The 13,401-nt window shown below is 67.2% G+C and carries 10 protein-coding genes; 6 read left to right on the top strand and 4 right to left on the bottom strand.

Annotated elements, in window-relative coordinates:
• Positions 1-6 precede the first annotated feature (6 nt).
• From V9L20_RS05245 to V9L20_RS05260, 4 genes are read left to right on the top strand one after another with little or no spacing between them, the layout of a single operon-like run.
• Positions 7-2,655, top strand: a complete 2,649-nt coding sequence (locus tag V9L20_RS05245; RefSeq protein ID WP_337295783.1) for a DUF2169 family type VI secretion system accessory protein — start codon at positions 7-9, stop codon at positions 2,653-2,655.
• Entirely contained in the window at positions 2,652-3,764 is a 1,113-nt protein-coding gene (locus V9L20_RS05250) for a pentapeptide repeat-containing protein (RefSeq protein ID WP_337295784.1), read from the top strand. The genes V9L20_RS05245 and V9L20_RS05250 overlap by 4 nt, the downstream gene beginning before the upstream one ends.
• Positions 3,761-4,507 carry a DUF3540 domain-containing protein gene (locus V9L20_RS05255; protein WP_337295785.1) on the top strand — a complete coding sequence of 249 codons (747 nt, stop codon included), beginning with the start codon at positions 3,761-3,763 and terminating at the stop codon, positions 4,505-4,507. The genes V9L20_RS05250 and V9L20_RS05255 overlap by 4 nt, the downstream gene beginning before the upstream one ends.
• A 17-nt stretch (positions 4,508-4,524) precedes the next feature.
• Positions 4,525-4,911, top strand: a complete 387-nt coding sequence (locus V9L20_RS05260) for a DUF4150 domain-containing protein (RefSeq protein ID WP_018904446.1) — start codon at positions 4,525-4,527, stop codon at positions 4,909-4,911.
• A 24-nt stretch (positions 4,912-4,935) separates the two neighbouring features.
• On the opposite strand, the gene V9L20_RS05265 is transcribed toward V9L20_RS05260, so the two are convergent.
• The 3 genes from V9L20_RS05265 to V9L20_RS05275 form a co-directional block, all read right to left on the bottom strand.
• On the bottom strand, positions 4,936-5,919 hold the full coding sequence (locus V9L20_RS05265; RefSeq protein ID WP_258506138.1) for a tripartite tricarboxylate transporter substrate binding protein: 984 nt from the start codon (positions 5,917-5,919) through the stop codon (positions 4,936-4,938).
• A gap of 89 nt (positions 5,920-6,008) precedes the next feature.
• Positions 6,009-7,082 carry a patatin-like phospholipase family protein gene (locus tag V9L20_RS05270; RefSeq protein WP_258508407.1) on the bottom strand — a complete coding sequence of 358 codons (1,074 nt, stop codon included), beginning with the start codon at positions 7,080-7,082 and terminating at the stop codon, positions 6,009-6,011.
• A gap of 40 nt (positions 7,083-7,122) precedes the next feature.
• On the bottom strand, positions 7,123-9,498 hold the full coding sequence (locus V9L20_RS05275; RefSeq protein WP_337295786.1) for a Tex family protein: 2,376 nt from the start codon (positions 9,496-9,498) through the stop codon (positions 7,123-7,125).
• Positions 9,499-9,728: 230 nt separating this feature from the next.
• Here V9L20_RS05275 and V9L20_RS05280 point away from each other — a divergent pair, with 230 nt between their 5' ends.
• Positions 9,729-10,304 carry a DUF2239 family protein gene (locus V9L20_RS05280; protein ID WP_337295787.1) on the top strand — a complete coding sequence of 192 codons (576 nt, stop codon included), beginning with the start codon at positions 9,729-9,731 and terminating at the stop codon, positions 10,302-10,304.
• Positions 10,301-11,725, top strand: a complete 1,425-nt coding sequence (locus V9L20_RS05285; RefSeq protein ID WP_337295788.1) for an MATE family efflux transporter — start codon at positions 10,301-10,303, stop codon at positions 11,723-11,725. Before V9L20_RS05280 ends, V9L20_RS05285 begins: the two co-directional genes overlap by 4 nt.
• Positions 11,726-11,743: 18 nt before the next feature.
• Here V9L20_RS05285 and V9L20_RS05290 read toward each other — a convergent pair whose 3' ends face one another.
• A complete protein-coding gene (locus V9L20_RS05290; RefSeq protein ID WP_337295789.1) occupies positions 11,744-13,363 on the bottom strand; it encodes an MFS transporter in 1,620 nt (539 codons plus the stop codon).
• Between the last annotated feature and the right edge of the window lie 38 nt (positions 13,364-13,401).

Genomic DNA, 13,401 nt, shown 5'->3' on the forward strand with positions numbered 1-13,401 from the left:
GCCGCCGTGAAAACCATCAAGCCCCTGCGCCTGAGCGTCCTTACGCGACCCTTCCTGCGCGCCCAAAGCCAGCGTCTCGCACTCACCGTGATCGGCATGCACACCCTCGGCGAAGGGGGCGTGCTGCTGCCGGAGACGGAGCTCTGGAAGACCGTCTCCGCCGAACTGGGAAACCAGTCCGCAATCGATCTCGGCATTCCCAAGCTGCGGCCCGAATTCCTGGTGAGCGGCCAGGCGTACACCTGCCACCAGCAGGACAAGACGCGCTGCGCGGTCGACCTGCGCGTCGGCACCTTGCGACGCCAGTTCCTCGTTTCGGGCGACCGCTACTGGCTGGATGGCCGCGCCACCGAGCCGCAGTCTTTCGACACCATGCGCCTGGACTGGCGACACGCGTTCGGTGGCCCCGGCTTTGCCGCCAACCCCGCGGGCATCGGGTATGCACCCGAGATGGTCAATGGCCTGCTGGTGCAGCGGCTTCCCAACGTCGAATGCCCGGGCGACGGCGTGGACCGCCCCGACCGCAGGCCGGCCCCGGCCTGCCCGGGCGCGATGGACGTCGATCTGCCCGAGCGCCTGAAGCTGCTGGGAACGGACTACGGCGACCAGTGGCGCGAGACGCTTTACCCCGGCTTTGCGCGCGACATGGACTGGCAGTTCTTCAACGCCGCGGCTCCGGAACAACGCTGGAACGACGAACTGTCCATTCCCGCAGCCGCGCCCTACGAAATCTGGAACATGCACCCAGAGCATGCGGTGCTGCGCGGACGGCTTCCGGACTTGCGCGCACGCGGCTTCGTGGCGAGAAAGTCTGCGCAGCCCCTTGCGCTGGAAGAGGTGCCGCTGCGGCTGACCACCGCCTGGTTCTTCCCGCACATGGCGCAGGTCATGCTGATCTTTCATGGCGAGACGCTCGTCGCCGAGGACGATGCCGCGGATATCACGCATGTCATGCCCGCGATGGAGGCGGCAGACAGCCCGCCGCGTCCCCTCTCCCACTACGAGAAGGTCTTCGAGAATCGCTGCAACCTGGAGAAAGGCGCTATCCATGCGCTGCTCGACGAGGAACTGCTGCCGGCCTCGGCCATCGGCCCCTGGCTGGACCAGATCGACGCGCGCGAATCCATCCTGGCAAGGAACATCAAGGACAAGGGCGAGCGCCTGCGGGCCGAACTGACGGCGCGCGGCCTGGAGGCCGGCCACAAGGCGCGCCATTTCCGGGAACGGCCCCTGCCGAAGCCTTTCGACAAGATGCCCACGCTGGCCGAACTGCCCGAGTTCATCGACAAGACACGCGCCTACCAGCGCGAACAGGAACGCAAGCTGGAGGAAGCCAGGCAGGAGGTCGCGAAGGCGGCCCGGGACAACGCATCCGAATCGCGCAAGGCGGGCTTCGACAGCAGCCGGATCACCGACGAGGAAAGCCGGAACGCGCAGCTCAAGGGCCCGCCGAAATTCGAAGCCGAGACGATCGTCAAGGGCCTGGCCGGCATCGCCGCGGCCACGGGCACCCCGGCCATGAGCGCCGCCGAGCACGCCGAGCTGCAGGCCCTCGGGCAGCGGGGCCGGCAGGACATGCTGACGCTGTACCGCATGGCGGCCCACCACCAGGCCGCTGCCGATCCGATGGCTGCCGAACAGAATGCGCAGGCCCGCGAACGCGTGCTCGCCGCCATGGCCGCGGACCGCGACCTGTCCGCCATGGATCTGACAGGCTGCGACCTGTCGGGCCTCGATCTGCGGGGCGCCCGCATGCACCAGATCTTGCTCGAAGGCTCCCGCCTCCAGGGCACCCGCCTGGATGGCGCTGACTTGAGCCAATCGGTGCTGGTACGCGCCGACCTGCGCCAGGCTTCGTTGACGGGCTGCAACCTGGAGCGTGCCAACCTCAGCCTCGCGCGCTGCGAAAACACCAACTTCGCGCAGGCCCGCTTCGAGCGCACGCAGATGGAAAAGCTGCGCTTCGACGGCTGCTGTCTCGACGAAGCGAGGTGGAGCCATCTGTTGCTGCAGGGAATCGAACTCGCGGATTGCAGCCTGCGGCGCGCCGACCTCCGCTACGTGAGCATGGCCGAGCACTGCCGGCTGGCGCGCTGCGACTTCGGCGAGGCTCGCCTGGAAAAGGTGCTGTTCGTGCAGGCCGAATTCGAGTCGGTGGATTTTTCCGGCGCCACCGTCGAAGCCTGCAGCTGGGCCCACACTCCGCTGCACAAGGGCATCCGGTTTCGGCGTGCCCTGCTCAAGACCACCAGCTTCGTCGGCACCACGGATCTTCGCGAGGCCGACTTCGAGGATGCGACGCTGGTGCATTGCACCCTGCGCGAGCTGCCTCTCGATGGCGCGAACTTCAGGCGGGCGACGCTCGATACCTGCGATTTCTCTTCCGCGTCGCTCAAGGGCGCGGACCTGCGCGCGGCGGCGGCACCCGACAGCCTCTTCATCCGCGCCGATTTCACGCGTGCCTCTTTGCGGCTCGCCAACCTCATGAATGCCAACCTTCAGAAGGCCTGCCTGGTCGATGCCGACCTGGGCGAGGCCAACCTGTTCCGTGCCGATGTCTCCCAGATCCTCATCACCCCAGGCACGATCACCCTGGGTGCCCACATCGACCAGATGAAGACACTGCCCCGGCGCCCCGAGGCAAGCGGCGCGTGAACGCCGAGACACTGGCAGCCCAGGTCCGCAACGGCGAACCGATTCGCGAGAAGGACTTCAGCAACATGGACCTGAGAGGCATCGACCTGCGCGGCGGCGTGTTCAGCGGCTGCAGCTTCCGGGGCGTTCAGGCCGATGCCGCGCGCTTGGGCGAATCGCTCTTCGAGAAATGCCGCTTCGACCAGGCGCAGTTGCCGGCGGCGGAGCTGACGCGCGCCGCCTTCCACGAGTGCAGCCTGCAGGATGCGGTGCTGGATGCGGCCTCCATGCCGCATTCGGTGTTCAGCGGCTGCACGCTGTGGGGCATTCGGCTGGTAGAGGCCTTCATGGACCAGGCGAACTTCCATCAAAGCGAGCTGCGCAACGCCTGCCTGGACCGTGCCAGCCTCGACAAAGCCGTGTTCTCCGAGTGCGACTTGACGGGGGCGTCCTTCAATGCGGTGGCCTTCTCGTCGACCATCTTCTTTCGCGCAGCGCTGACGGGCACGCGCTACGCCGGAGCCAGCTTCACGAACGCGATTTTCAGCGAGGCGGATCTTGCGGGGCAGGACTTCTCCGGGCAGCAGTTCCACCTCTGCCAGTTTATCGACGCGGTGCTGGCGGCGTGCCGATTCCGCGATGCGCGCCTCACGCAGTGCAACTTCAAGGGGGCCGACCTGCGCAATGCGGTGCTGGCAGGGGCGCAGGCCATGCAGTGCCTGTTTCCCGAGGCGGACCTGCGCGGCGTCGATGCGCGGGGCGGCCACTTCCAGCAGAGCATCTGGGTCGACGCCCATCTCGACGGCGCAGACTTCTCGCAGGCGCAGCTCGAGCAAGGCGTCTTCCATCGCGCGCACTGCGGGCAGACCGCATTCGCCGGCAGCCGCCTGGACTACGCCGATTTTTCCTACGCCTCGCTGGTCCAGGCCGACTTCCGCGATGCCGCTTTCCTGCGCACCGTGTTTCATCGCGCCGACCTGGACGGCGCCAGGTTCAGTACCCGCCTGGGTACGCTGGAGCGGGACCCTGCGCTGCACGAAGCCGAGAAGGTGGCGCTCCAGCAACCCGAGCGCCCATCCCGCCTGGACCGCGACATCCATGGCCGCCGCCCCAAGAAAGAAAGCCCATGACCTCCACCCGGAACACCACCCGGACCACCGCCGGCGACACGATCGCTACTGCACGCCATGCAACGCAAGGCGTGCTGGATCCGCTCATGCAGCGCCCTTCGCATGCGGCCCGCGCGGACTCCGGCACGCGAACCGCCACGGTGATCGCCAGCGATGGCGATCCCTGGTTCGAGGTCGACCTCGACGACGGCCAGGGGTCGCTGCGCTGCCGGCGCGTCGCCAGCTGCCTGCTGCTGCCTGCGCCGGGCGATACGGTGCTGATCACCTCGACCCGCCAGGGCGACAGCTTCGTCATCGCGGTGGTCGTCCAGGCCGACCCGCGGCAGGCGACGCTGGCCGTGGAAGGCGACCTGACGCTGGTGTCGCGCTCGGGTGGCATTCGCGCGCGCAGCGCCGGCCCGATGGCGCTGGAGTCGGACACCTCGATCGCCATGCAGTCGCCCGAGTGGCGCGCGCAGGCCCGGCGGGCCCATTGCGAGATCGGAGAGATGGACTACCAGGGCGCCCGCATCCGCTTCAGCGTGCTGGTGTCGCGCTTCGTCGGGCGCACCTGCGAGGTGGTGTTGGATCGCCTCAACCTGCTCACCCGCTCGAGCTTCCGCCTGACCGAGGAGATGGAACAGGTGCGTGCCGGCCAGATCGACATTCAGGCAGAGCAGACCTTGCGCCTGCATTCGAAGAACACGCTGCTGACCAGCAAAGGGCTGGTCAAGGTCGATGCCGAGCAGATCCACATGGGTTGATTGAAGGAGCCTTACGCATGTTTGCCAACGCACAGATGATGGGAATGGACCTCGCATTTCCAGATGTCTGCAAGACGCCGCCGGCGCTGCCCATCCCTTACCCGAACTTCGCGCTCGGGCCTACGGCCATTCCCAATGCCTGGAACATCCTCTACGGCGGCACGCCGGCCCACAACCTGGCCACCACCACGCCCATCACCAACGGCGACAACGCGGGCGTGCTGATGGGCGTTGTGTCGCAGACCGTGATGGGGCCTTCGCGCCACATCACGGGTGCGTTCACCGTGCTGCTCAAGGGCACGCCCTGCACGCGCATGACCAGCCTGTCGGTGCAGAACCGCTGCAACATCGTGGGCATGCGGATCGTGCCGAGCCAGTTCAAGGTGCTGGTGCTGGCGGCCTGAGGCTTTCTTCGCTCACCTGTTCCGCTATTCCGCCTTCACGCCGGCGGTGCGGATCACCTTCGCCCATTTGGTGGTTTCAGCCGTGATGAAGGCGTCGAATTCTTCGGGCGTGCTGCCCGCCGGAATCGTGCCCATGGCATCGAGCTTGGCGCGCGTCTCGTCGCTCTTGATCACGCGCGCCACCTCTTCCGACATGCGCTTGATGATGTCGCGCGGCGTGCCCGCGGGCGCCAGCATGCCGGCCCAGGTGCTGCCGGTGAAGCCTGCAAAGCCCTGCTCGATGAAGGTGGGCACGTCGGGAGCGGCGGCCAGGCGCTTGTCTCCGGCCACGCCGATGAGCCGCACCTTGCCCGCCTTCGCCTGGTTGATGAGGCCCGTGGGCGCATCGAAGAACAGCTGGATCTGGCCGCCCATCAAATCCGTGAGTGCCGGCACCGCGCCGCGGTACGGGATGTGGATCATGTAGGTCTGCGTGAGCGACTTCCACAGCTCGGTCGTCAGGTGCGCGGCCGAGCCGTTGCCCGATGAACCGAAGCTCACCTTGCCCGGGTTGGCACGCGCGTAGTCGATGAGTTCGCGCGCGGTCTTGAAAGGTGCATCGACGTTGACCGCCGCCAGCAACGGCGACACGCCCATCAACGAAACGCCGCTCAGGTCCTTCTTCGGGTCATACGGCAGCTTGGGGTACAGCGTGGTGTTGGCCGCATAGGCCGCAATGACAACGCCGAAGGTGGTGCCGTCGGGCGCGGCCTTGGCAATGGCATCGACGCCGATCAGGCTGTTGGCACCGGGCTTGTTGTCGACGAGCACCGGCTGGCCGAGCCGCGCCTGCAGGCCCACCTGCACCAGCCGTGCCATCTGGTCCGTAAACCCGCCCGGCGTGTACGGCACGATGATGCGGATCGGCTTGTTGGGCCAGGCGCTTTGGGCCAGCGTCGGCATCGGGATGGTTGCGGCCGCTGCGGCGGCAAGGGTGAATCGGCGGCGTGAAATCGGGGCCTGCTGCATGGGGGCGGCTTTCTCTGAAAAGAGTGAACGGCCCATTCTCGAAGGCGCTGCGCGCCCACAGCCTCAGGGTTTGCCCCGGCGATACGTTTTCAGAGCGGCAGCAGGTCCTGCGTGCGCCCGGTTGAAAGCCACGCCTCGAACTCATCCGACAGCCGCTGGGCCTCGCGCGTGGCCCTGCTCCAGGCGCCGATACGCGCCTGCGCGTCGTTCGCAAAACGGATGAAATCCTTGCGGTCGGGCAGCTTGCCGTTGGGGAGCGACCGCACCCAGTCGGCGTCCGGCGCAAGCACCACCATGCGGTCGAGGAAGCCGGTGGACTTGTGTCGCCAGCGCAGGCCCTTGTCGAGCCAGCCCGGCACCACGGCCTGCTGGAAATGCGGGTACAGCACGATGCCTTCGTCGGCCGGCTGATAGTCCAGGTGCAGGTGATAGTCGGTGATGCCGCCGTCCCAATAAGCGCCGCGCGGCGCGCCCGGAATGTCGTGGACCGCGGCAAGCAGGAACGGAATCGAGCACGATGCCTGCAGCACCATGTTGAAGTTCTCTTCGCTGAGCGCGTGCTGCCGCGTTCGAAAGTCGTTGGTGCCGAAAGGCAGGGCCGCGCCGGGCGTGGAAAACACGCAGCGCTCCAGCCATGCGCCCAGGCTCTTGCGGTGCAGGCTGTTTGTGGCAAAGGCGCCCAGGTAGCCAAAAGGCGTGCGCGCCCTGCCCTCGCGCCCGAGGATGTGGCGGCCGCGAGAGGTCACCACATGGAGCTTGTAGCGCGAGTGGTTGAGCACCTCGCCGATGCGCCCGCCGTAGAAGTCGTGCAGGCTCTCGGCAAAGCGCGCGCTCAGCTGGTCGGGGCGGAGGCGCTTCTGTCCCGGCGGCACTTCGAACTGCTGGCGCACGTAGTCGTGCTCAAAGCGTTCGAAGGCCTTCTGCGGATCGGACAGGCAGGCCGTCGAAAGCCGCCATGCCCCAATCGATGCGCCCACCAGGTGCACCGGCTGGCTCGATTGCGTAAGCCAGCGCCCGAAGATGAAGCGGTCGAGCGGGCCGAGGATCAGCCCCTTGGGGCCGCCCGCGGCGCCGGGAATGGTGCGCACGTCCTGCGGGCGCAGGCCGTTCGCCTCGATGTGCTTGCGGGCCGCGGGGCCGGCATAGATGCGCAGTGCCTTCATCGTCATGCCGGCGGCATCAGCAAGAACCGTGCGGCACGGCTTACTTGCGCAGCCCCTGCAGCTTGGCAAACGCGCTGGCCATCTGGCCCGCGGGCTGCGGCGTGCTGTCGCGGCGCGAACCCTGTTGCTGGCCGCGTCCCGCGCCTTCGAAGCGGTTGTCGCGCGGGCCGTCGCGGCGGGCGGGGGCCGCGTCGAGCTTCATCGAGAGGCCGATGCGCTTGCGCGCCACGTCCACTTCCATCACCTTGACCTTGACGATGTCGCCGGTCTTCACCACTTCGCGCGCATCGTTCACGAACTTGTGGCTCAGTTGGCTCACGTGCACCAGGCCGTCCTGGTGCACGCCCAGGTCGATGAAGGCGCCGAACTGGGCCACGTTGCTCACGGTGCCTTCGAGGATCATGCCTTCCTTCAGGTCGGCAATGTCATCCACGCCGTCGTTGAAGCGCGCCACCTTGAAGTCGGGGCGCGGGTCGCGGCCCGGCTTTTCGAGTTCGCCGAGGATGTCCTTCACCGTGATGACGCCGAACTTCTCGTTGGCGAACAGCTCGGGCTTGAGCGTCTTGAGCATCTCGGCGCGGCCCATCAGTTCGGCGATCGGCTTGCCGGTCTTCACGATGATCTGTTCAACCACCGGGTAGGTCTCGGGGTGCACGCCGGTAATGTCCAGCGGGTCGGCGCCGTCGCGAATCCGCAGAAAGCCCGCGCTCTGCTCGAACGCCTTGGGACCGAAGCCGGTCACGTCGAGCAGCTGCTTTCGCGTGGAGAACGCACCATTCGATTCGCGCCAGCGCACCACCGCCTTGGCCACGCTGGCCGAGAGGCCGGAAACGCGGCTGAGCAGCGGCACGCTCGCGGTGTTGAGGTCCACGCCCACCGAGTTCACGCAGTCTTCCACCACGGCCTGCAGCGTGCGCGCCAGTTCGCTCTGGTTCACGTCGTGCTGGTACTGGCCCACGCCGATGCTCTTGGGGTCGATCTTCACGAGTTCGGCCAGCGGGTCTTGCAGGCGGCGCGCAATGCTGGCGGCGCCGCGCAGGCTCACGTCCACGTCGGGCATTTCCTGCGAGGCGAATTCGCTGGCCGAATACACCGAAGCGCCGGCCTCGCTCACCACCACCTTGTCGACCTTCATTTCGGGTGCGCCGGCTTGTGCGGCCATCTTGGCGAGCAGCTTGATGAGGTCGGCAGCCAGCTTGTCCGTCTCGCGGCTCGCGGTGCCGTTGCCAATGGCGATCAGGTTCACGCCGTGCTTGGCGCAGAGCTTGCCGAGCGTGTGCAGCGAGCCTTCCCAGTCCTTGCGCGGTTCGTGCGGAAACACGGTCGCGGTTTCAACCAGCTTGCCGGTCGCGTCGACCACGGCCACCTTCACGCCGGTGCGAATGCCCGGGTCGAGGCCCATCACCACGCGCGGGCCGGCGGGAGCGGCCAGCAGCAGGTCGCGCAGGTTGTCGGCAAACACCTTGATGGCGACCTTTTCGGCGTCTTCGCGCAGGCGGGTGAACAGGTCGCGTTCGGTCGAAAGCGCGAGCTTCACGCGCCAGGTCCAGGCCACGCACTTGCGGATCAGGTCGTCGGCCGGGCGGCCTGCGTGGCTCCAGCCCAGGTGCAGCGCGATCCGGCCTTCGGCAATGCTGGGCTTGCCCGGTTCGGGCTCCAGCGGCAGTACCAGCTTGGCGTCGAGGATGTCGAGCGCGCGGCCGCGAAACACGGCCAGCGCGCGGTGCGAAGGCACGCGGCCGATCGGCTCGTCGTAGTCGAAGTAATCGCGGAACTTGGCGACGTCGGCGTTGTTCTCGTCCTTGCCGGCCATCAGCGTGGACTTGAGCAGGCCCTCGGCCCACAGCCATTCGCGCAGGCCCTGAACCAGCGCCGCATCTTCGGCCCAACGCTCCGAAAGAATGTCGCGCACGCCGTCGAGCACGGCCGGCACGGTGGAGAAATCGGGGCCCGGCTTGCCGTCGTCCAGCGTGGTGGCGGGCTGCAGGAAGGCCTTGGCCTCCACCGCGGGGTCGAGCGTCGGGTCGGCCAGCAGCTTGTCGGCCAGCGGCTCGATGCCGAATTCGCGCGCAATCTGGCCCTTGGTGCGGCGCTTCTGCTTGAACGGCAAGTACAGGTCTTCGAGCTCCTGCTTGGTCGGCGCAAATTCGATGGCGGCGCGCAATTCGGGGGTGAGCTTGCCCTGCTCGTCGATGCTCTTGATGACCGCGGCGCGGCGGTCTTCGAGCTCACGCAGGTAAGCCAGGCGCGCTTCGAGCTCGCGCAGCTGAATGTCGTCGAGGCCGTCGGTGACCTCCTTGCGGTAGCGGGCAATGAACGGAACCGTGGCACCGCCATCGAGCAGTTCGATGGCCGCCTTCACCTGGTGCTCGCCTACCTTGATCTCGGCGGCAAGCTGGCGAATGATTTTCTGCATGTCTGAATGACGTCCCTGTCACGCACGGTCGGCTGGGCCGACGGTGCTTGGCGAATAAAGCGCTGAAGTTTGCCATAGGGCCGCGGCGGCCAATTCCGGCGCCGCCCGCAAGAATGGGCCGGGTGCGGCCCCCTCCTTCGCCATCCGCAAGTTCCCGTCTTCATATTTTTACCCGGGTATATTGCCCTTTGCTTTTTTACCCGGATAAAATATGACGCATGAACAATCACATGCCAGCTCCAACAACTCCAACAGCCTTGGCCAGCACCACCATCACCGCGTTTTCCGGCTTCCAGCGTGTTGCCGGCGGCACGAAGACCGAGGTGATCGCCCAATTGCGCCGGCGCCCAGACGCTGCATCCGTGCTGCTTTTCGACGACTCGACGGGCGCGCAGATCGACCTCGACCTGCGCGAAGAAACTGAATCCGCTGAGCCCGAAGCTCATGACGAAGCGCCGCGCACTGTCGGCCGTCCCAAGCTGGGCGTGGTGGCACGTGAAGTGACCCTGCTGCCGCGCCACTGGGAGTGGCTCGGCCGACAGCCGGGCGGCGCCTCGGTCGCGTTGCGCCGCCTCGTCGACGACGCACGCCGCGTGCACGCCGACCGCGACACCGAGCGTGCGGCAAGAGAAGCCGCCTATCGCTTCATGACCGCCATTGCGGGCGACCTGCCCGGCTTCGAGGAAGCGACGCGCGCATTGTTCGCAGGTGAACGCGAGCGCTTCGACGAGCTTGTCGCCCCATGGCCCGAAGACATCAGGGCGCACCTGCAGAAGCTTTCCGCTGCGGGATGGAGCGCCGCATGAGCACCACGCCAACCGCCACCACCGAAGCCCCGGCAGATAAGACCGGCCTGCGCGGCACGCCCGTGGCCGCCGCCGGCGCACCGCGCGCACTGTGGAAGACCTTCCTGTTCTTCCTGGCGCCGATGTTGCTCAGCAACATCCTGCAGTCGCTGTCGGGCACCATCAACAACATCTACATCGGCCAGATGATCGGGGTCAGCGCCCTGGCGGCGGTGTCGAGCTTCTTTCCGGTGATGTTCTTCTTCATCGCGTTCGTCATCGGCCTGGGAGCCGGGGCCTCGGTACTCATCGGCCAAGCCTGGGGGGCGCGCGACGTTGCCAAGGCCAAGGCCGTGGCGGGCACCACGCTGGCGGTCGGCATCCTGCTGGGACTCGCCGTGGCGGTGTTCGGCGGCGCCTTCACCACGCCGCTGCTGGCATTGCTCGGCACGCCGCCCGACGTGCTGGCCGACTCCACCAGCTATGCCCGCATCATGCTGATCGCCATGCCGGGGCTGTTCGTCTTTCTGCTGTCCACCGCCATGCTGCGCGGTGTGGGCGACACGGTCACGCCGCTGCTCACGCTGATCATTTCCACGGTTGTGGGTCTCATCGTCACGCCGGCGCTCATTCGCGGCTGGGGCGGCTTGCCGCAGCTCGGCGTTGCGAGCGGCGCCTGGGCCACGGTGGTGGCCTTCGTGGTCGCCACGCTGTGGATGGCGTGGCGCCTTCGCAGCCGCGGCAGTCCGCTGGCACCCGATGCGGAGCTGATTCGCCACCTGCGCATCGACCCCAAGCTGCTGAAGGCCGTGCTCAAGGTCGGCGTGCCCACGGGCGTGCAGATGATCGTGGTGGCGCTGGCTGAAATCGCCCTGCTCTCGCTGGTGAACGGCTACGGCTCCAGCGCTACCGCGGCGTACGGCGCGGTGAACCAGGTGGTGGCGTATGTGCAGTTTCCGGCCATCTCGATCGCCATCACGGCATCGATCCTCGGCGCCCAGGCCATCGGCGCGGGCCGCGCAGACCGGCTTGGCGCCATCGCCAAGACCGCGCTGCTGATGAACCTGGCGCTCACGGGCGGGCTGGTGCTGCTGGGCTACCTGTTCTCGCGCCACCTCATGGGCTTTTTCATCACCAGCGCGCCGGTGATCGAAATTGCGCAGACGCTGCTGCACATCATGCTGTGGAGCCTGGTGATCTTCGGCATGGCCGCGGCCATCTCGGGGATCATGCGGGCCAGCGGCTCGGTGCTGGTGCCCACGGCCATCTCGATCCTCTGCCTGATCGGCATCGAGGTGCCGGTGGCCTGGTTCATGAGCCACCGCATCGGCCTCAACGGCATCTGGTATGCCTACCCCGTGACTTTCGGGGCGATGCTGCTTCTGCAAACGGCGTACTACCGGCTGGTGTGGCGCAAGAAGGCGATCCGGCGGCTGGTGTAGCCGGCGCGGCGCCATGAGTCAGGCGGCCGGCCCTCGGGATGCCGGGGTGGCCTCTGCCGGCGCCGCCCCGCCGCCAATCATCAGCCACGCGCTCAATGCGCTGAGCACTGCCAGCCCGGCGCTCAGCAGCATCACCCACCGAAAACCGGCCACGAAGGATTCGGCGACGGCGCGCTTCAAGGCTGCGGCGGTGTCCGCATCGACACCCGGCGGCAGCGCGGCGCCGGCCAGCTTGTCGCGCTCGCCTTCCAGAAATGCCGACATCTCCGCCGAGGCCCCCATGCTGCGCAGGCTCTCGGCCAGCGCACTGTCGAAGGCCCAGGCCATGACAAGGCCGAACACCGCAATGGCTAGCACCGCGGCCGCGCGCGACACGGCGTTGTTGACGCCTGAAGCCACGCCGGCTTGCTCGGGACCGACCGCGTTCATCACCGTGGTGGTGAGCGGTGCCACGGTCACGGTCATGCCGAAGCCCAGCACCACCACGGCGGGAAGAAACCCGCTCCAGTAGCTCGCGTCGACACCGGGCACGGCGAACAACGCAAAGCCGACGGCGGCAATCGCGGGGCCGATGACCAGCGGCAGCCGCGGGCCGAAGCGGTCCACCAGTTGGCCTGCCCAGCCCGAAAGCGCGAACATGATGAAGATGAACGGCAGCAGCGCCGCGCCCGCCACCGTGGCCGAGTAGCCCTGCACCTGGATCAGGTTGAGCGGAAAGAAATACAAGCCGCCGCCCAGCGCGGCATACAGCAGCAAGGTCAGCAGGTTGGCGCCGCTGAAGTTGCCGATGCGCAGCAGTGCCAGCGGCAGCATGGGTGTTTGCGCCTTGCGCTCCACGGCAATGAAGCCCACGCTCGCCGCGATGCCAATGGCCATGGCAGCCACCACGGCGGGTGAATTCCAGTGCTGCGTGGGGGCCTCGATGAACGCATAGACGATGCCGCCGAGCCCGGCGGTTGCGAGCAGCGCACCCAAAAAGTCGAGCCCGCCGCTGGCCGACGAACCACGGCTTTCAGGCACATGCCGCCACACGATCCACAACACCAAAAGCGCCATCGGCACGTTGATGAGGAAGGCCCAGGCCCACGAGAAATGGTCGACCAGAAAGCCGCCGAGCACCGGCCCCGCGGCCGCGGTAATGCCGCTGAAGCCCGACCAGACGCCGATGGCCTTGCCGCGCTCTTTTTCGGGGAATGCAGCGCTGATGAGCGCCAGGCTGCCGGGCACCAGCAAGGCCCCGCCAATGCCCTGCACCGCGCGCGCGGCAATCAGCTGCTGCACGTTGGCCGCCAGTCCGCAAGCCACCGATGCCACAGCGAAGATGCCGACGCCGATGGCGAAGATGCGGCGCCGCCCAAAATGATCGCCGAGCGCGCCGCCCACCAGCAGCAGCGCGGCCAGCAGCAAGGCATACGACTCGACCACCCACTGCGCCTGGAATGCGGTCGCCCGCAGGTCCGCCTGGATGGCCGGCAGTGCCACGTTGACGACCGTGCCGTCGATGAACGCCATGCTCGAGCCGATGATCGCGGCGGCCAGCACCCAGGGCTTGGAGGCATCGGGACAGGTGGTCTCTTGTGCCTTGGCGCCATGCAGGATCAGCGCGTTGTCGCAGGGTGCCTTGCCGATCTGTGCCACGATGACCTCCGATCCATCTAAAAGCAGACGCCGGTGTT

Origin of the sequence: Variovorax sp. CCNWLW225 (assembly GCF_037204045.1) — a bacterium.
Lineage (GTDB): Bacteria > Pseudomonadota > Gammaproteobacteria > Burkholderiales > Burkholderiaceae_C > Variovorax.